The following is a 930-nucleotide window of genomic DNA, read 5'->3' on the forward strand; positions in this document are numbered from 1 at the left end:
CATATTTTTTACCGCGATAAATCAGTGGAAATCTATCTCCCTTTCTGACTAGCCTCCCTACTGACTTGACCATTGTGCATTCATCTGTCATTTCTGACCATCAGAGTCACTTCATATTCATCTCGTATAATGTAAAATGCTTAACTCATGAACAATCTGTCTTGTCCAGCCATTGCTTTTCCGTCTTTTCTTGATCCTGTCATTATCCAGCTAGGTCCCATAGCACTTCATTGGTATGGACTTGGTTACGTACTGGGTATTCTTTTTGCTTGGTGGTATGCGCAAAAATTATTAAAAAAAACATCTCTATGGTATAGAGACCACCCTCCTATGGATAAAGAAAAGATCGGAGATTTTGTTGTCTGGTCTGCCATAAGTGTTGTTATCGGAGGGCGTTTAGGACAAGTTCTTGTATGGGATCCCATTTACTATTTTAACCATCCAAGTGCTATCATTGCCGTATGGGATGGGGGAATGTCCTTTCATGGCGGACTTATTGGTATTATCATTGCTATGATTTGGTTTGCCCGTAAAAATTATATTAACATACGAGCCATGTTTGATATCATTGCTGCAGGTGCGCCTATTGGTATCGGCATTGTACGAATCTGCAACTTCATCAACCAAGAGTTATGGGGCAATATCACTACACATCCTTGGGCTGTTTGTTTTCCTCTCGATCCTTACTATTTACCGCGCCATCCAAGCCAGCTTTACGAAGCATTTATGGAAGGATTTCTTCTCTTCATCATCCTGTGTCTTCTTATTTTTGGGTTCAAAGCATTAAAACATCCCGGTACTGTATCAGGAACATTTATTATAGGCTACGCAGTAACACGCAGCATTTCTGAAGTTTACCGTGCGCCTCAAGAAGATCCAGAATGGTTTTCGACTCTTTTCCATTCTACTGGTTTTACCTATGGCATGGCT

1 protein-coding gene is annotated in these 930 nt (G+C 40.8%); it reads left to right on the forward strand.

Going from position 1 to position 930, the window contains the following annotated elements:
- Positions 1-147: 147 nt before the first annotated feature.
- Positions 148-930, forward strand: a 783-nt coding sequence (lgt, locus tag ACFIL8_RS11145; RefSeq protein ID WP_375689852.1) for a prolipoprotein diacylglyceryl transferase, incomplete at its 3' end; no start/stop codon positions are given.

Origin of the sequence: Bartonella sp. AP57NXGY, assembly GCF_042195805.1 — a bacterium.
GTDB lineage: Bacteria > Pseudomonadota > Alphaproteobacteria > Rhizobiales > Rhizobiaceae > Bartonella.